This is a genomic window from Terriglobus albidus (assembly GCF_008000815.1).
Classification (GTDB): Bacteria; Acidobacteriota; Terriglobia; order Terriglobales; family Acidobacteriaceae; genus Terriglobus; species Terriglobus albidus_A.
Genome location: NZ_CP042806.1, coordinates 3,200,782 through 3,217,762, shown reverse-complemented (window position 1 = coordinate 3,217,762; position 16,981 = coordinate 3,200,782). Strand labels below are relative to the sequence as shown.

General features: G+C 55.6%; 13 protein-coding genes. 4 read left to right on the top strand and 9 right to left on the bottom strand.

From position 1 onward, the window contains the following. Positions 1-241: 241 nt before the first annotated feature. Positions 242-1,426, top strand: coding sequence for a sensor histidine kinase (locus FTW19_RS12775; RefSeq protein WP_246153262.1), 1,185 nt, complete (start codon positions 242-244; stop codon positions 1,424-1,426). 339 nt (positions 1,427-1,765) lie between these two features. Here the strand turns inward: FTW19_RS12775 and FTW19_RS12770 are convergent, their stop codons facing one another. Continuing rightward, positions 1,766-2,848: an IS110 family transposase gene (locus FTW19_RS12770; protein WP_222705456.1), complete on the bottom strand. Its 1,083-nt coding sequence runs from the start codon at positions 2,846-2,848 to the stop codon at positions 1,766-1,768. A 189-nt stretch (positions 2,849-3,037) separates the two neighbouring features. Beyond that, entirely contained in the window at positions 3,038-3,931 is an 894-nt protein-coding gene (locus FTW19_RS12765) for a LysR family transcriptional regulator (protein WP_147647995.1), read from the bottom strand. A 112-nt stretch (positions 3,932-4,043) separates the two neighbouring features. Between FTW19_RS12765 and FTW19_RS12760 the strand changes: the two genes are divergently transcribed. From FTW19_RS12760 to FTW19_RS12750, 3 genes are all read left to right on the top strand, one after another. Further along, on the top strand, positions 4,044-4,886 hold the full coding sequence (locus tag FTW19_RS12760; protein WP_147647994.1) for an NAD(P)H-binding protein: 843 nt from the start codon (positions 4,044-4,046) through the stop codon (positions 4,884-4,886). 21 nt (positions 4,887-4,907) lie between these two features. After that, complete coding sequence (locus FTW19_RS12755; protein WP_187142952.1) at positions 4,908-6,317, top strand: alpha/beta fold hydrolase; 1,410 nt, start codon at positions 4,908-4,910, stop codon at positions 6,315-6,317. Positions 6,318-6,394: 77 nt separating this feature from the next. After that, positions 6,395-6,883 carry an ester cyclase gene (locus tag FTW19_RS12750; protein WP_348641857.1) on the top strand — a complete coding sequence of 163 codons (489 nt, stop codon included), beginning with the start codon at positions 6,395-6,397 and terminating at the stop codon, positions 6,881-6,883. A gap of 170 nt (positions 6,884-7,053) precedes the next feature. Here FTW19_RS12750 and FTW19_RS12745 read toward each other — a convergent pair whose 3' ends face one another. The 7 genes from FTW19_RS12745 to FTW19_RS12715 all read right to left on the bottom strand — a co-directional run bounded on the left by FTW19_RS12745 (position 7,054) and on the right by FTW19_RS12715 (position 16,934). Continuing rightward, positions 7,054-7,515 carry a MarR family winged helix-turn-helix transcriptional regulator gene (locus tag FTW19_RS12745; protein ID WP_147647991.1) on the bottom strand — a complete coding sequence of 154 codons (462 nt, stop codon included), beginning with the start codon at positions 7,513-7,515 and terminating at the stop codon, positions 7,054-7,056. 43 nt (positions 7,516-7,558) lie between these two features. Next, a complete protein-coding gene (locus FTW19_RS12740) occupies positions 7,559-8,440 on the bottom strand; it encodes an NmrA family NAD(P)-binding protein (protein WP_147647990.1) in 882 nt (293 codons plus the stop codon). A 122-nt stretch (positions 8,441-8,562) separates the two neighbouring features. Further along, complete coding sequence (locus tag FTW19_RS12735; protein WP_147647989.1) at positions 8,563-10,212, bottom strand: FAD-dependent oxidoreductase; 1,650 nt, start codon at positions 10,210-10,212, stop codon at positions 8,563-8,565. Beyond that, entirely contained in the window at positions 10,206-10,721 is a 516-nt protein-coding gene (locus FTW19_RS12730) for a hypothetical protein (protein WP_147647988.1), read from the bottom strand. The genes FTW19_RS12735 and FTW19_RS12730 overlap by 7 nt, the downstream gene beginning before the upstream one ends. After that, on the bottom strand, positions 10,718-14,356 hold the full coding sequence (locus tag FTW19_RS12725) for an efflux RND transporter permease subunit (protein WP_147647987.1): 3,639 nt from the start codon (positions 14,354-14,356) through the stop codon (positions 10,718-10,720). Before FTW19_RS12725 ends, FTW19_RS12730 begins: the two co-directional genes overlap by 4 nt. Continuing rightward, positions 14,353-15,570 (bottom strand): efflux RND transporter periplasmic adaptor subunit, encoded by a 1,218-nt coding sequence (locus FTW19_RS12720; protein ID WP_246153720.1) that lies wholly within the window; start codon positions 15,568-15,570, stop codon positions 14,353-14,355. The genes FTW19_RS12725 and FTW19_RS12720 overlap by 4 nt, the downstream gene beginning before the upstream one ends. Continuing rightward, positions 15,567-16,934: a TolC family protein gene (locus FTW19_RS12715; protein WP_246153719.1), complete on the bottom strand. Its 1,368-nt coding sequence runs from the start codon at positions 16,932-16,934 to the stop codon at positions 15,567-15,569. The genes FTW19_RS12720 and FTW19_RS12715 overlap by 4 nt, the downstream gene beginning before the upstream one ends. Between the last annotated feature and the right edge of the window lie 47 nt (positions 16,935-16,981).

Below are 16,981 nucleotides of genomic sequence, written 5' to 3'. Positions count from 1 at the left end.
CAGCTCGTGTTCAGTGTTGTGGGGTTACGACTAAAATGTCGGTACTGTGCGGGGAAAACACCAACGAGCGCGGTCCTTTGTTCCCGTCGAAGATTGCGACCGCTCAGCACACTCAATCCGTGTCACAGCCTCGCAGCTCTGCTGGCTTGTTGTCTTAATGATCGTTACCTGTTTACGATGTCCGTCGTCGCTCGGGCAAACGCCGGACGGCGTCTGGTCCGGCGCACCCGCAAACGTGGCTTTGACCATACTGCCGGCTTTCTACCAGACCACCTGGTTCCGCTTCCTGTGCGTGGCCGCGCTTCTGGCATTCCTTTGGGGGCTGCATCAACTCCGAGTACAACAATTGCGGCGGCAGGAAGGAAAACTTCGCGAAGCCATTGAGACCATTCCGGCGATGGTGTTGATCCTTGGACCCGACGGGGGCGTTCAATTTCGGAATCGACGCTGGGTTGAATATACCGGGCTGTCGCAGCTGGGAAACGCGGAGGGATTCGAGAAAACTGCTATTCATCCCGAAGATCTGGACCGAACTTTACGACGATGGGGCGCGTGCTTTGCCAGTGGTGAACCGTACGAGGACGAGATGCGCGTCCGCCGAACCGACGGGGAGTATCGGTGGTTTTTGGCCCGCGCCGTACCGCTGCGGGACAAGCGAAGAAAGGTCGTGAAATGGTACTGTGCGGCGACCGACATTCAAGATCGCAAGCTTGCGGAAGAGCTCCAGGCAGAACTTGCACACACCAATCGGGTCAGCACACTCGGAGAACTGGCGGCCTCAATCTCTCACGAGTTAAAGCAACCGATTAGCGCGGCCGTGACCAGTTCGCAGGCCAGCTTGCGATGGCTGAACCGGGACCGGCCGGACCTGGACGAGGCGCGCCGGGCAACAGCAGAGAGCGTGAAGGACGGGGTGCGTGCAGCCCACATCATCGATCGTTTGGGGTCGTTGTTTAAGAAGACTCCTCCACAGCGAGAATCGGTCGATGCGGACGAAATCATCGGCGAGATGGTCCTGCTACTGCGGGGCGAAGCCAACCGGTATGCCGTTTCGATTCGTATGGACCTTGCCGCCGATCTTCCCAAAATCATGGCGGACCGGGTGCAACTGCAGCAGGTACTGATGAACCTCATGCTCAATGGTATCGAGGCGATGAAGGAGACCGGCGGAGTGCTCACGGTCAAGACTGGACCAGGCGAGGGCGGTCAAGTGCTGATCTCAGTCAGCGACACCGGAGTAGGATTGCCGGACGGAAGAGCGGACGAGATATTCAATGCCTTCTTCACCACGAAACCTCAAGGCACCGGCATGGGGCTGGCAATCAGCCGTTCAATCGTGGAATCGCATGGTGGCCGTTTGTGGGCCACATCCTACGACGGACAAGGCGCTACGTTTCATTGCACTCTGCCAACCGCAGTTGCTTGATGGCATCTATCGAAAGGAAACCTGGGGACATCCATGATAGGTAAGAGTCAAGGGAAAACGGAGATTTCCCATGGCGAGGCGGAAGGTATTCTCCCGGCGCTTGGTTATGAGTGAAGTCGAACTGTTCTCGATCCTTAGATAAGACCAACGCATAGGCAGCGTGGCCAGACATCCATTTGCGGGAACACCATTGGTGGAACGGCGTCGGCGAAGATTGAGTGAGAGTTGACCGGCCGGCCTCGAAACAGACGGTAAAGTGTATCCGGAGCTGCTGCTCCGTTGCACAGTCCCCAAGCGAGCAAGGACCGGCCGGTGGATCGCTGACAGGTCGAACTGGTATTAGGCAGCTTGAGTGAGCAGAGGCTGCTTTTTCGTTTTTGTCTTCATGGCGTCTTTTGTTTCCGGTGGCGAAGTCACGATCCGGAAGGGCTGGCCGCTCTTGTCCACCGCCAGCAGATAAGCCACCAGCTTGCGTGCTAGTTGCAGCGTGGCCCGATTGCGATGTCCGAGCTCCAGTTGTTTGGCATGCAGCGCCGCCAGTTGCGGGTTCCAGCGTGGCGCCAGTTTGGCTGCTTCGATCAGCACCGTCTGCAGCCACGCATTGCGCTGTTTGGAAATGGGTCCTCGTTGCTGCTTGCCGGCAGAGGACCGGAACGCAGCCGTCAGACCGCAGTAACTCACCGCGTCCCCGATGGAGGAGAAGCGATACGGATCGCCAACCTCCAAGGCCCAGGTCAACGCCGTGATCGGACCCACTCCGGGGATGCTCATCAGACGCTCGATCCGCTGCTCTAAGGCCGGCTCCGATAACAGCCTCTGGGCGATCTGCTTCTGTGCCGACTGGAACAGCTCCATCGAACTGCGGCTCATCCGCAGCAGATCCTTCACTGACTCCGGCACTTCTTCCAGTGTCTCGATCAGAGCGGAGAAGTATTTCTTGCCGTGCAGCTTTTCCTTGTGGAAGACAGTCCCGCTTTCCATCAGCAGCCCAGCCATCTTGTTCTGCATCCGCACCGATTGCTGGACCACCATGCTGCGATAACGCAGCAGCCGTCTCAGATCGCGCATCTGCGGCGGCATCACATAGCACTCCGGTAACAGATCGCATCGCAACAGATCGGCGATCGTTCGCGCATCGATCGTATCGCTCTTCTTCTTGCCAGCAGTGACGGCTCGCATTTTCGCAGGATGTCCCATCACCAGCCGCTCCGCGTACGGCTTCAACGTATCGTAGATCCAGGCACTGAACAGCGTCGCTTCCATCGCTCCGCTCCATCTCTGGAGTTCCTCTGCCCAACGTCGCAGCTCCTGCCGGCTTGCCTGTAGCTTGCCTTCTTGCACGATCTGCCCAGCTACCGTCTTGATGCAGTAGCTGATGCTCCTCTTGTGCACATCTAATCCGATATAGTGAAGGACATCCATGGGGTTCTCCTGTTTGGGATTTCTGAGCCGGCTGCTCGATACAGCCAGTCTCAGCAGCGTAATCTCCAGGAGAACCCTGTTGCATTTCCGCCCACGCCCCCTCACCGCCTATACATCCAAACAGACGGAACGTTCCCATTCAGCGGTCAAAACATCGCGAAGGTCACGGTCCGCAGTCGGCTTCAACGGTCATACGCAGCCTTCCAAAAATGACAGGAATGCCCGAAGCTTTGGCGAAGCGCTGAGACGGGCAGAGTAAAGGGCCCGGAGTCGGACCGTATCCGGTTCCCACTCGGGAAGTACCCGAATCAGACGCTTCGCCTCTACGTGTTCTTTGACAAGCGCTTGCGAGAGTTGAGCAAGGCCCAGACCGTGTAATGCCAGCTCGTAATTCAGGAATGGGTCCGGTACTGCGATCCGAGACTCCACCCGGACGTCCTGCACTTCAGCCCCCCGCTTGAGGCGCCACAACGTTCCATCGGCTGCGCTTCCTAGAGCACCACAGGTTGTAGTGATGCAGCTCATTCCTCTGAGGTCTGACGGATGATGGGCGCGCGCTTGCTTCTTCAGGTAGAAGGGGCTTGCATATATGCCCAGGCGGATAGTCTTCAGGGGCTTAACAATCAGTTCAGAATCTTCCAGATCCCCGGATCTGATGGCTATATCAAGGGCATTTTCGCGTGATTGTCCAGAACCATTGAGGATATGGAGGCTGACGCTCATCTCGGGAAACTTCGCAAGAAAGGACGGTAGCTGCGGTCCAAGAGAAAATCGGATGAATGCAATGGGCGCTCCTATCCTCAGCCGGCCTCGCGGTGTCCCTCGCAGACTATTCATGACCAGGTCAGCATCTTCGGCCTCATCGAGCATCCGCCGGCATCGCTCGAGATAAATCTCACCAGCATCCGTCAGCCTGACGTTGCGAGTGGTCCTCTCTAAGAGCTGCACACCGAGACGATCTTCAAGATTTGCCAGGCTACGGCTTACGGTTGATTTCGGAAGCCCAAGAGCCTTCGCTGCCGTGGTGAAGCTGGCCTGTTTTGCGACTTCCGCGAAGATTTGCATTCCATTCAGATCCAACATCTATTGTTCCTCTCCAGCAACAGTCTGTCTCATGCGAATCCATTGTTGCGCTGCCATTATCTCAGTACCGTAGCGAAGTCGTCGGAGTTTCGCATCACCGAAAGGGAACGCAATGTATCTAGTCACGGGAGCAAGCGGGAATATTGGCAGCCGGGTTCTGGCGGAATTGCAGAATCTTGGAAAACAGGTCCGGGTTCTAACGAGCGATCCAAATAAAGCTACGAAATTCGAAAGCAAGGTCGAAGTTGTTGTAGGTGGACTTGGCCAGCCAGATGTACTCAAAACAGCTTTAGCGGGTGTTTCTCACCTGTTCCTCATGAACCGCGGGCTGACGGACGAGTCTCTTGGAGACCTTCTTGATATCGCCCACGGGAACCAGTGCAAGAGGATGGTATTTCTCTCTTCCATCGCGGCAAAGCTTCCTGAACTGACACTCGGGAAATTGCATCTGCAACAGGAACAGCGCATCCTCGCATCTTCGATCCAAGCGAGGATCCTACGTGCGACCGCATTCATGTCCAATGCTCTGCAGTGGGCGCAGTCAATCAAGACACAAGGGGTTGTTTACAACCCAATGGGAGACGGCAGCTTCGCTCCAATTGCGCCGGAAGATATAGCCACGTTTGCCGTACACCTGTTAATCGATGATGGAAACCACGAGGAAATATCGTCTATCACAGGGCCGGAACTTCTCACTGTTTCGAAGCAGATCGCGACTCTTTCGCAAATTCTCGGAGTTCCCATTCAACGCGTTGACGTCACGGATGAACAGGCCGTTGAGCAGATCATGCGCGGAGGCTTCCCGCGTCCGCTGGCCGCCGCTGTGGTCGAACTATATGCCGCTGTACGGACGGGTTCGAGTACCGATCTGTTACATACCTTCGAACGCGTGATGGGGTATAGGCCGCGCACCTTCGCGACCTGGGCACGAGAAAACAAGCAGCGCTTTGTCTAGGAACAGAAAATGAGTGAGATCATGAACGACCGGACCGGTCATTACAACTGGCGTGGAATCCTTCGTTGCATTCTGTGGGGGTTACTGATTTCTATCCCTACCGTGGGCATCGTAAACGTTGCCATTTTGGCGACTCCACATGTTCGAGGCATTGGATTCAGACCTGAGCTGCGCTACGGCATAAACGCTACCGTTTGCATTATCGTCTGCGTCTTAGCCGCTTTTCGACATACGCAAATTACCAGGTCATCCAGATCTACGCGATCGCGGTTTATCTTTGAAACTCTTACCATTGCTGTTTTCTTGCTATTTCTTCTCTATCGACGTGGAGGAGAGGAACTTGCCCTGCAAAGTCTTCCGGCATTGACTCTTCTGGTACTTTCAATCTTTGCGTTAAGTCCGCAGGGACATCGCGTCGCTTCCCTTTCCGCGGTCACTATTGTCCTCGCATACGTCGTGGGAGCGCTTGAAGTTTTTGGAGTCGGTTTATCGTTTGCAAGCGAACGAGTAGGATCGACTGGCAGGATTGAGCTGCGCGACATATCCAAAGACACGTGGAACGTCGAGCATCGCTTCATGACGCTGCGAAGCGGAGCTAACATTCACTATGTCGATGAGGGCCGGGGCCCCGTCCTCCTGTTCCTGCATGGCAATCCCTCCTACTCGTTCCAGTGGCGCGGCCTCGTTCAACAGTTGCACGGATCTTTCCGGTGTGTCGCGCTGGATTATCCGGGGTTTGGCTTCTCCTCCGCGCCCTCCGGCTTTGGATTCACACCCGCCGAAGAGAGCGCGTCCGTCGAGGAGTTCGTAGACCGTCTTGGACTTCGAGACATAACCCTGGTCATGCAGGACTGGGGAGGTCCGATAGGTCTGGCCTTCGCCGAACGACGGCCCGAGTTGATACGTGGAATGATTCTCGGAAATACCTGGGCCTGGCCGAGTGACAACAGGACTACCCTAGGGAAGTTCTCGGTTATTGCGGGCGGTCCCATAGGAGAGTTCCTACAGACAAGTTTCAACGGATTCACCAGGATGGGAATACAAAATGGCATCGTGAAGAAGCTGCCTGCAAGCACGCTTGATGCCTACATTGCTCCATCTGTCCCGCCCAACAAACGTGGCGTTGGTAGCTTCTATCCAGGTCAAATCATCGCGGCGAGAGATTTCTTCGAGGGCGTGGAGAGAAACCTTGGAAGACTCCGCGACAAGAGAGCGCTGATCTTCTGGGGCCTTCATGACGTTGGCTTTCCTCGATCAGATATCGATCGCTTCAAGCAGATATTTCCCGTGCATCACGTTGTGGAGTTTCCAAATGCAGATCACTTCTTCTTCGAGGATGAAGGAGAGGAGATGATTCCGGAAATCCGGAACTTCGTAGACTCATCGCAATCTTCGTCAGGGACTGTTGACCCTGACCATCAAGAATCATAGGAGATCTTCATGACCAAGGAATTCCATAAGGGTTTGCCGACGATGATGTCGATCATCGTGATCTCGCTCCTCGTTGGCTGCACCGTTCTACAGGCGCAGACGCTAGTTTCCTCTCAAGACGTTTCGAAGAGAAACGAAATGACTGTGCACAGATTTTACGAGGATGTTTGAACCGGCGGCATATGAGTATTCTTCCAGAACTGGTGAGCCCGGGCGTCATCAATCATTTCAATGACAAGGACGAAATCGGAATTGAGGCTTTTACGCGCGCAGTGCAACGTATTACTGGGATATTTCCAGATGGGCGCTTCGTGATCGAAGACATTGTGGCGTCTGGCAATAACGTAGCAGCACATTGGAGTATGACTGCGATCAACTCGGCTCCTATTGCTGGTAATCCAGCGACGGGCAGGACGGTTACGGAACGAGCTGTGGTCTTCTACCGGTTCGAAGGAGAAAAGATTGCAGAAGTCTGGTTGCAAGTGGATCAGATCGGCCTCTTCCGACAGTTGGGTATCAAAGAACTGGCAATCGACGGACAGATTTCCGCCCAAACTCCGCATTAGGCGTATAGTGGGCGAATCAACGATTCAACTGGCGATAACAGGCCTTACCGTATATCCAGGGCCGACTGGGAAACCTGGGGGAAACCTCTCGGTCAGATTTGCCGGACGTTCCCCTCTTTGCGGCGATAAAGCCCCGTTCATCGATACTGTCTCGCATTACCACCCTGTGCTCAGCCTTTCGATGCATCTGTCGTGACATCGCCAATAGCGATGCTTTTGAGTCGCCTCCGCAACTCCCCAGCATTTTTCGCGCCATTCTGCTCCTCGAATTCGTGCTGCGCTTTGCGCCACAGAGGGGCTGCTTTATCGTGGAGGCGCTGTCCTTCCCTGGTGAGTTCTACAAGGCGGCTTCGGCCATCTGTCGGCGACGGCTTGATCGTAACGAAGCCATCACGTTCAAGGAAGCCAACCATCTTTCCCATCGCTGTCCGTTCGATATCCAACCGCTCCGCAAGGGCGTTGACCGGGGCGCTATCCACTTCGTTCAATGCAGCGAGTGTAAGGAATTGCGTAATGCGCACGCCCGCAGGCTCCAGATAGCTGTCATAAAGGCGTGAGACCTGTCTGCTCGCCTTCCTTACTGCGAAGCAGTAGCACTGATCGATCCCGAGCGGTTGGTTGAGCTGCAGCATACGTTTTTACCCTCTCGATTTCCATTGATTGTTCAAGCTCTCATCACGCGAATGCTTTGCGGTATTTCTCGATGAAAGCTGCGACCGAAAGCGCAGGCGTCCCGGTGATCGTCTCGACATTGTCGTTGACACCGGAGAAAATGCCGTCTCGATAGTTCTGAGCGACCTCGACCAGGTGCTGCACCAGGAATGGGGGAAACTTATAAAGATTCTCCATTTTGTCCTTGAACTCCTCGATCGTTGTCGGCGCATACTCGATCTCTGCGCCGAGTACATCGCTCATGACGGAAGCAATTTCAGTATGGTTCATCTCGACTGGTCCGTGCAGTGTGTAGATCTTGCCTTCGTGCCCCTCGGGATTGGCCAGGATATGGGCGATGACCCTGCCCTGGTCGTCGGTCGCGATGGGCGCGTGGCGTCCGTTGGCGAAGGGAAACTCGATCTTTTTCTTGGCCCAGATCTCCTTCGCAAAATGTGGGTAAACGAGCCAATCGGCGAAGAAGGTCGGGCGGAGATGTGTCGTGGGTACGCCTGACCAGTCAAAAACCCGCTCTGAGATCCAGTGGTCCTGCGCAGCGTGGCTTGCCGACTCGCGCCGTGCGGAAATCTGCGACATGTTGACGATTGTCGTAACGCCTGCTTCCTTTGCAGCCTGAGCGAAATAGGCGGCAGCTCCAATAATTCCCGGCGCAATTGGATGAAGAAAATAAGCCGACCGGATACCTTCCATCGCAGCACGGATCTGGTCGACGTCTGTGAAATCCCCTACGGCGATATCGACTCCGCGATGTCTCAGTTCGGCAGCTCGATCGTCATCGGCGCGCACATAAGCCCGCACCCGTCTACCCATTTTGAGCAATTCATCGATGGCTGTTCCCCCGGTCCGTCCAGTTGCTCCGCTCACCAAAATCTCAAATTCATTCATGACGCCCCTCCCTCCGATATGCGAGCATATGCTCGCATATAGAATATGAGTAGGAGCATATGCTTTTAGTTTCAACTTTTTTTACAGATGGCTGGAACGACCGCAATCACCTTGGAAAACAGTCAGGCCGTCAATGAGAGATATTGATGCACGAAAGCAATGGCCATGCTGCCTTCTCCTACGCTGCTGGAAACGCGTTTGATCGAGTTGTAGCGAACGTCGCCTACACAGAAGAAGCCCGGAAGATTTGTTTCCAGCGGAAATGGAGGACGATCTGCCGCCCAGCCTGGCTGGTCAGTCACCTCGCGCCCCGTGCGCACATAGCCGTTCTCGCGTCGGAGCTGAGGTGGCAACCAATGGGTTACGGCATCGGCGCCAATCATGACAAACAATGCATCTGCGGCCCGCCGGATAACAGGCTTCCCCGCTTTCTGGGTTTCAATTGCTTTCAAGCAATCCGTGCCATGTGCGGAGACGACCTGAGTTTCCGTCTCTACCCGAATGCCTGGCGCGAGAGCAATCTGATCGATCAAGTATTGCGACATGCTGTGCTCCAGGCCTTCGCCTCGGACCAGCATGGTCACTGAACTCGCATAATCTGCAAAGAACAGGGCAGCCTGGCCGGCAGAGTTGCCGCCGCCGATAATAAAGACTTGTCTTCCCGCCACAGTTGGTGCCTCAGTACGCGCCGCCCCATACAAGACCCCGCGCCCGATGAAGCGATCGACTCCGTCCGCCTCAAGTCTGCGCCACGCGACTCCGGTCGCCAGGATCACCGTCCTTGTGATAACTCTCTCTTCGCCATCAAGTCCAATCGCGTATCCGCCAGTGGAACGCGGAATGACCTTCTGGACTTCTCGGGTGAGGACCACTTCGGCGCCAAACTTAACCGCCTGCCGGAACGCGCGCTGACTGAGGTCATCTCCTGAGACGCCATTGGGAAAGCCGAGATAATTCTCGATGCGGGAAGATGTTCCGGCCTGACCGCCAGGAGCCTTGCGTTCGACCAATAGGACGCTGAGCCCTTCCGAGGCTCCGTAGACGGCAGCCGCCAGTCCGGCTGGGCCGCCACCAATAATCACCACGTCATAGGTTTGTTGATAGGGAGCCGTTTGAAACCCGAGCGCCTCAGCTACCTTACGAACCGAAGGGGGATGGCTGACACAGAACGAGTCATCCACGATGACGGATATCCCTTCGACATTGCAGGCCGGATTCCCTGAAGTCGGTTGTGAGCTACGATCGCGATCAACCCATTCATAAGGAATTCGATTCATGCTCAGGAATGTGCGTATCTCCCGGCAGTCGTCATCAAATTTCGATCCGGCTATCTGAACGCGAGTCGAGGGAAGGCTCAGCATGTACTTCTGCACGACCTGTACACGCTCGTTAAGAGTCTGCAAGATCACCGCGCTGCACTCGGGCGAGCGTCGAATCAATTCCTGGAGGTGCTGGGAATCAAGGCGCGCCACGTGACATACCGTCTTTGCGCGAACGGAAGCAGGAGCCGCTGACCCCATAAGAATCGCCAACTCACCAAAGAAATCGCCCGACTTGTGCTCCGAGACTTCAGTGCGACGCCCCATCACATCTTTGAGCACTTCCGTAGTTCCGTTCATCACTACAAAGAAAGGGGTGAGTTCCCCTTCGTGAATGAGATATTCACCCCGTTCCAAATGAAGATCGGCAACCTGCTGCGAAAGCCACATAAGGTTCGCGTCATCCAAGCAGGAAAAGATTGGTATTCTCTTCAATTCCGGGGATGTCAGCATGGCAAACGGCGTCCTTCTTTCTGTGCGTGTAGCACGGGCTCGGAGCCAAGGGTTTCAATACCGGGCGTCATACGATGCACTGAGGCAACAAGAGATATGAATTCCGGGAACGATTCGAATTCAATCCTCAAATGCTCCCACTCTCGTACAAACAAGGGACTGCGGAACCTCCGCTCAGCAGAACGGAGCATCAGCTCCCACATTCGTTTCGGGACACGGCGTTCGCAAAATAGAAGGTAGGTCAATGAAACGAGCGTGCAGAATCGTAACATCGAGATGGTCAACTCTTCCGTCCGCTCAGGGAGCTCAGTACCGTCTGGCACGTTCAGCCAGAATGACGGCGAAGAGTTCTTCAACAGTCCGTCATACTGGGCTGACATCGCCAGAAAGATCTGCGTCTTCACTTGCACACGGTGATTGAACACTGCGACGGCCACACCGAGACCGCCCATCAGAAGTGAGAACAACGTCGCGTATTGGATGACGTGCCCAATGTTCATAGTGATCATCCCGGTATCCCGGATGTTAGAGGCATCGTTGAGTGTTTTTCCTGATCGGCGGAAACAGGCTGCTCTTCTCGTTCCCAACGGATCAGTTTCAGATCCAGTACGACGAAAGAATAGAGAACAGGAACGAGCAGTAGCGTCACGAAGGTAGCGATCGTCAGTCCCCCAATCTGCGCATAGCAGAGAGGCTCCCAAAGAGGGCCGCCGTGGGCAGCCAACGGAAACAGCGCAATCACTGTGGCCGCAACCGTGATCATCACCGGCCGCAGACGAAGGATGCCGGCATCGATCAGCGCCAACTCAAGCTCCTCGCCCTCTTCTCGTCGCTCCTCGATAAATTCAAACAACACAATGATGTGGCTCACAATCACCCCAATAAGGCTAATGATCCCAAGGAACGCCATGAATCCGAATGGCTGGCCCATAATGGCAAGTGAAAAAATCGCACCGACAACGCCGTATGGAATGGCGGCAAAGACGATGAGTGGCTTGAACGCGTGCTTGAACTGAGCGAGCAGTGCCAGGTAAATGGCGCAGACACAAATCAGCAGCACCGTAGTGAGGTCACCAAAGCCGCTGACCTGCTCTTTCTGCTCACCAGCGAAGCGGAAGATAAACCCGTCGGGAAGCTGCTTCTGGAATGCCTCCAGCTTTGGCATCGCCGCCGCAATTACCTCCGACGGCAAATGTCCCTGCGTAGGCCAGCACTGCACAGTAATGGTGCGGTACTGATCGAAGCGTCGAATTTTGGGCGTTACCGGGCTCAGAGCGGTCGTTGCCACCTGCTCGAGAGGCACGGGCGGTGTGCCTTGTCGCGAGAAGACGTATAGACTGCGCAAATCGGAGAGTTGAGACCGCTCCTCCATCTGCATGCGTCCAACAATCGGCACCTGCTTGTTGCCATCTCTCAAAACTCCAGCCGTAATGCCATGAAGAGCCGCACTGACAGAGTCGGAGACATCTGCGTTTGTGACGTGCGCCAGGTTTGCCCGGTCCGCATCGACGTGCACCATTTCTCTCGCGCTCGGTTCGCCCCAGTCGTCTCGAACTCTGACGGCAACGGGAATTTCGCGAAAGATCTGCTTCAGCCGCTCGGCTTCCGCTCTAAGACGCGGCAAATCCTCGCCGGAAATTCTGACCTGAATCGGAATTCCGACCGGCTTGCCGGTTTCGAGAGTCCGCGTATCAATGATTGCCCCAGGAATTTGCCTGTCCAGTTCCGGCTGCAAAAGGGCAAGCAGAGGGGTCGTATCATGATTGTCTTTCGTTCGCAGAATCACCTGAGCATAGTTGGTTTGCCTGTCCTCGGGCGTGGCGCTGCTCCAGAAGCGCGGACCGCCGCCGCCCACGAACGTGGTCATGGATTGCAAGACATCCTTTGGGTGTCCGTGCTCCGAATGACTTTTGCCATACTCTTCCGCTACTCGGCGGGTGATGGATTCCACCTGTTGAGCGGCGGCGCTGGTCGCGCTTGCGGGAGTGTCCTCAGGCAGCCACACGTCGATATAAGAAAAGTATTGAAGGTCCTTTGGAAAGAACTGCGGTTTAAGACTGGAGAAGACAACGCCGCCCGCTATCAGCAGAATGAGCGATCCTGCCAGGCACAGCTTCCTGTGTTCAATGGCCTTCTTTGCAGTTCGGAAATACCAGCCAGTGAACCCACGCTGCCGCCTTTCCTCAATTGGAGTTTCGATCTGGCTTTGCAAGAGAAACGAGCTGATGAGCGGCACAAAGGTCATCGAAACGAGCAGGGCCGCCAGCAGCGAACAGCTAATAACGATAGGCAGACTGTAGAGGAACTTCCCTGTATCTCCAGGCAGCAGCAGAAATGGGAGATACGAAACGATATTCGTGATAGTGGCATACGCCATCGTTTTGAACAGCTTTGTCGGTCCCAGCCACGCAGCGACGGATCGTGACTGGCCGGCGCCCAGTTCGCGCACAATTGCGTCGCCGGACACTACCGGAACATCGACCAACAATCCCAGCGCGATGATCAGCGAAGCAATCGAAACCTGTTGCAGATCGATTCCGAGCGTGTTGATAACTCCAAACGTGATCGCGAGCGTAATCGGCATGGATGCCGCAATCAGAATGGCTGTCCGCCAGCTCCAGAAGCCAATCAAAGCCACAACGACCACCAGAACCAGCGCCTCGATCAAGCTGTGGCTGAACAGCTCAATGCTGTCATGTACCTGCAGTGGCTGGTCCGATGTCCTCGCCAGTACCAGGTCGGCCGGCAATGTCTTTCTGACGTTCGCAAGATTGGCGTCCACCTGTTTTCCAAAAGAACCGATCTGTTCTCCCTTCTTCATCTGGACTGAGAGCGTAATCGCACGTGTCGTGATCCATCTGCCGTTTTCGTCGCGGCGCGTGTACCGGTTCGAGAACGAAGGCGGATTCTCGTACCCCCTATCGATGTCCACAAGATCCCGCAGGTAAAGGGGCGTTCCGTTCGGTGATGCGCCGATTACGACATTCCGCAGATCGTCGATGCTCTTGAACTCGCCTGTGGTGTTGACGCTGACCGTGCGTCCGCTTGCATTAATCGTTTGGCCACTCTCCGATAGATTCCGGGCGGCAAGGATGTTGGGAAGATCTGCCGGCTTTAGCTTGTATTGCGCCAGGCGCTCCTGCGAGAAATTGAGAAATACGTTCTCGTCCAGCAATCCTGAGCGTTCCGCCTTCGCCACGATCGGTAACGTTTTGAGACTTCGCTGAAGGGTATCGGTAAAGTCGTCCAGGTCGCGATATGTGTACTTGTCACCAGCCACGGCCTGAAGCGCCACGTCGGTATTTGCTGGTTCGTCGATGATTGCGGGCTTCCAGGCATCCGGGTGAAGCTCATCGGTTTGCAGGTCCTGATGCGCGAACTTCCTCAAGGCCGACTGAAGGTCAGGACTACTGAGATTCGTTGATAGGTCGACACCGATGAAACCCGCCCCCGAAAATTCGTGCACATCGGAGCAAAGATGTTGGGTTGCCATATCTCGGGTCACCCACGACAACTTGCGCTCGACTTCGTTGCTGTCGATCGACTTCGGAAAAACCACGACGATAGAACGCCGCGACTGAGTACCGGCATCCAAACCAGTCCGGATCTGCCGGATCTGGGTCTCAACCAGCTTGCTTATCCAAGCGACCTGGGCTGGGTCGGCCGGTGGACTCGCTACTGTAAGCATCAATGCGGATGTATCTCCGAAGTCCTTGATGTACAGAATCGGTCCGGTACCCTGCGGCAGATCGTGGATAGCGTCCAGCCTGGTCTTGACGTCGTCCAGTTCTTTGTTCCTGTCGTACTTCCCCTTTTCCGCCAGTTCGAATTGGACCATCGCCGAGCCGGTTCTGGAGGCGCTCTTGATCTCCGTTACCCATTGATTCAGAGCAATAGCCTGCTCGATCTTCCTGGTCACAAGTTGTTCGACCTGTTCGGAAGATGTTCCCTGCCATGGCACGATAATCATCGCCTGGCGTACAGGAATATCCGGATCTTTCCGTTGCGGCATTTTCAATAACCCATAGATTCCCCATAGGAGCGCAACCGCGAGAGAGACCCAGGCTACATGCTTCTGCTCAAGGAAGAAGCGGGCGAGATTCTGTTTCGTGTCCGTGGACCGTTCGTTCTGTGTGTGTGTCATTGCTGCGTCTCCTGGTTGGCGATCCGGATCAGGCTTCCGTCGCTTAGCTGATTAGTCCGGTTGACGATGATTCGTTCGCCAGGAGTAAGGCCCTCGTCGATGACGACGGACTTGCCGAAGGTTTCACCAACCCTCACACTCTTCAACTGGGCAAACTGTTTTCCACCGCGCTCCGATACGGTGAAGACCGAATAGTTATTCGAACCAGACTCCGCAGTCATCAACGCGGTTAGTGGTACTACTGGCACAGCTTGAGGATTCGCTTGCGCTATGCGGATGCGCGCGATCATGCCCACTTTGAGTGAACGATCTCGATTGGGAAGACTGACCTCGATGTTGAAGACCCGGGATTCACGATTTGCCGAGGCGGAGATTCCTGTAATCTGCCCTGTGAAGGTCCGCGCCTGCAAGGCATCAACTTGCACAGGCACCTGTGTTCCTAGCTTGAGGTGCGCCAGCATGCTGTCGGGAATCCCGAAGTTCACTTTGACGACGCGCGTATCGTCGAGCGTGAACGCCCGCGTCCCTGCAGCAACCAGGCTGCCCGCTTCCACACTCTTTTCGACGATGACTCCAGGCATAGGAGCGTTCAGACTCGTGTCGCTAAGATTGATCCGCGCGGAGACAGCCTGCGCCGCTGCAGCGGTCACTTGGCCGCTGCGAGCTTCGATCTGGCGCACGGCCGCTTCCAGGTTGGCGGTCGCCGAGGTGTGCTGATCCACCGCCGCGTCGTAATCCGGGCGGGTCATCGCTTTGGCGGCATAGAGCGCTTGTGCACGCTCAAAATCAAAATCTGCCTTTACCTGATCGGCCTTCGCGCGGTTAAGTTCCGCCTGCGAAGCTTCAAGCGTACCCTGCGCTGAGCGCTGCTGGCCGACCGCTGAGTTGAATGAGGCTTCATAATCGGAACTTCGCAGTCGGGCAAGTGTGGCGCCGACAGGTATTTCGTCGCCTACCTGCAGGTCGCGCATCCGGTCATCGACGCCCTTCACTCGATACAGAGCAGCGATATAACCTGGTTGCTTGAAGGCCAGTTGAACCTCGGTGTCCGGGCGAATCTCGCCGGAGTAAGTCCAACTGGGCTGGACCTGCTGCGTGGCCACCATCTCCATCACAACGGGTACCGGCTCCGGACCTGCCTTTTGCGTCTTTGCGCAGCCGGCGAGAACTGAAAACACGACAAAACTTAGAATTCCAATTGAGATACGCATCATTCTTCTCCAATCGCCTTTTTCAAATCGGCTCTGGCCTTCCAGAAGGCAGTGAGGGCCTGTTGTTGCTGGCTATCCGCGGACGCCAGGTCCGACTGTGCTTGGTACAAATCCCTGCTTAATACCGCTTCGCTTTTCACCTTCTCCTGCACCTCTTTAACCTTCTGTCTGGCCGCACCGTTTGCATTGCTGAGGGTCAGTTGCCGGCGGGTATTCTCCAATTGCCTGCACGCATTTCGCACCTCCAGAAGAGCGGCGCGTTCCGTAGCGCCAACTCCAACCTTGGCCTGTTCTTCCTTCGCTCGTTTTTCCTGGTATTCCTGGTGCCTGCGTCCCCAGTCCCATGGTTCCCACCGGAGCGACATTCCCACGGTCCCTACGTTGCTTGGAAAAACATTTTCGAAATTCGCAGTTGTGTAGTAACTGAATGCCAGGCTGACGTCGGGGATATATTCCGCCTTCTTCGCCCGTGCGTCGTAGTTGGCTTGCCGCACCTGAAGCATCGCCTTCTTCACATCCGGCCGGTTTTGAAGAGCGCGGGCTTCCATGGCTTCGGATGTGGCGAGATCTGTATCTGCATCGTTGATCGCCGCAACCCGGAACTGCGTATGAACGTCCCGGCCCACCAGATCATTCAATCTCTCGCTCGCCGACGCGACTCTGTCGCTCGCATCGCTGATGGCATTCTGTATCTTCAAAAGCTGCGCATCGGCGTTCAGCAAATCCGATTCGAGAATCGTCTCTTTGCCGCGGTTCACGGATGCCAGACGATGCGATTCCCGGTAATAAGGGAGGGACGCCTGAAGGCTATCCAACGCGCTCTGTGCCTCGACAACCGCGTAGTAAGCACGTCGAACCTGGTCGACAACCTCCAGACGTGTCTTCGCCTGGTCCTGACGTGTACCTTCCAGACCCAGCTCAAGGGCTTTCAACTGCAAATGCAACTGATACTGTGTCGAAAGCGGCTGGGCAACGAGGACGTTCACTGTTCCTACGGGTTTGCGCGGAATCTTGACCGTCTGATTCGTTGCCGGAATCGGCCCGGTCGCGCTGTATACCCCAAGTGAGCCTGCCGGATAGGTAACCGACGGCTTCGTAACCAGTTGAGCGCCGAGCGCCGTGACCTGCGTATTCGCAAAACGCCTTGTCTGATTCGCAGCCAGATCGTCGGCAGCGCGGACGGTATCGAGACCGGCGATCTTCAGGCTGCTGTTGTTCGCAACAGCTTGTTCAACCGCCTGTTCGAGAGTCAGTTCAGGGAGGTTTGACGTTTGTCCCGCGGCCCGTTCAACCGTGGGCGGGGAGGACAGAGATACGGGATTCTGACCTCGCGCCAGCAGTGCCAGCGTCCCGAAAGTGAATGCCAAGCAGGTTGTTCGAGTGCGTCGTTTCATGAGGCAATGGTGCCTCGAAC

Coding starts and splice junctions, on each gene's coding strand:
- FTW19_RS12770 (WP_222705456.1), bottom strand. CDS start 2,848: ATGGATGTCCTTCACTATATCGGATTAGATGTGCACAAGAGGAGCATC.
- FTW19_RS12765 (WP_147647995.1), bottom strand. CDS start 3,931: ATGTTGGATCTGAATGGAATGCAAATCTTCGCGGAAGTCGCAAAACAG.
- FTW19_RS12760 (WP_147647994.1), top strand. CDS start 4,044: ATGTATCTAGTCACGGGAGCAAGCGGGAATATTGGCAGCCGGGTTCTG.
- FTW19_RS12755 (WP_187142952.1), top strand. CDS start 4,908: ATGAACGACCGGACCGGTCATTACAACTGGCGTGGAATCCTTCGTTGC.
- FTW19_RS12745 (WP_147647991.1), bottom strand. CDS start 7,515: ATGCTGCAGCTCAACCAACCGCTCGGGATCGATCAGTGCTACTGCTTC.
- FTW19_RS12740 (WP_147647990.1), bottom strand. CDS start 8,440: ATGAATGAATTTGAGATTTTGGTGAGCGGAGCAACTGGACGGACCGGG.
- FTW19_RS12735 (WP_147647989.1), bottom strand. CDS start 10,212: ATGCTGACATCCCCGGAATTGAAGAGAATACCAATCTTTTCCTGCTTG.
- FTW19_RS12730 (WP_147647988.1), bottom strand. CDS start 10,721: ATGATCACTATGAACATTGGGCACGTCATCCAATACGCGACGTTGTTC.
- FTW19_RS12725 (WP_147647987.1), bottom strand. CDS start 14,356: ATGACACACACACAGAACGAACGGTCCACGGACACGAAACAGAATCTC.
- FTW19_RS12720 (WP_246153720.1), bottom strand. CDS start 15,570: ATGATGCGTATCTCAATTGGAATTCTAAGTTTTGTCGTGTTTTCAGTT.